Source organism: Sulfitobacter sp. HI0129 (assembly GCF_001635395.1).
GTDB lineage: Bacteria > Pseudomonadota > Alphaproteobacteria > Rhodobacterales > Rhodobacteraceae > Sulfitobacter.
In genome coordinates this window covers 1-430 of the sequence record NZ_LWGH01000991.1, presented here as the reverse complement: position 1 = coordinate 430, position 430 = coordinate 1, and the positions used below count along the sequence as shown (strand labels likewise).

The window sequence follows — 430 nt, the reverse complement described above, 5'->3', positions numbered from 1 at the left end:
CGTGGTTTCGACGATCTTCACAGGGATACCGGCGGTGGCGAAGTTCATGGCGATCCCGCCGCCCATGGTGCCGGCCCCGATGATGCCGACGCTTCTAATCTCGCGCCGTGGGGTATCCTCGGGCAGGCCGGGGACCTCCCACGCGGCCTTGCCGGCCTTGGCGATGTAATCTCCGGTTTCCGCTTCGCTCGGTCGGGTCATGTGCTCTCCTTTTGCAGACATTGCGCGCGCAGGGCGCGGCGATCGGTCTTGTCGGTGGCCCCGCGGACCAGCGTTTCATGCTGGCACCACAGGTATTGGGGTATCTTGAACCGGGCCAGATGCCCGTCGAGAAAGGCGGCCATTTCGGCCTGCGTCAACTGCGCTCCCGGTCTCAGCTGCACCGCGGCCCCCACGACTTCGCCCAGCCGTTCGTCGGGCACCGAAAAGG

The 430-nt window shown here is 66.0% G+C and carries 1 protein-coding gene and 1 pseudogene; both read right to left on the bottom strand.

Annotated features, from left to right (window positions below; all coding sequences use genetic code 11):
- Window positions 1-201: 3-hydroxyacyl-CoA dehydrogenase NAD-binding domain-containing protein (locus A3764_RS21570; protein ID WP_236628293.1), on the bottom strand; the 201-nt coding region annotated here is incomplete at its 3' end.
- Window positions 198-430, bottom strand: a pseudogene (locus A3764_RS21565) (class I adenylate-forming enzyme family protein); the annotation flags it as partial. The gene A3764_RS21570 and the pseudogene A3764_RS21565, both read right to left, overlap by 4 nt.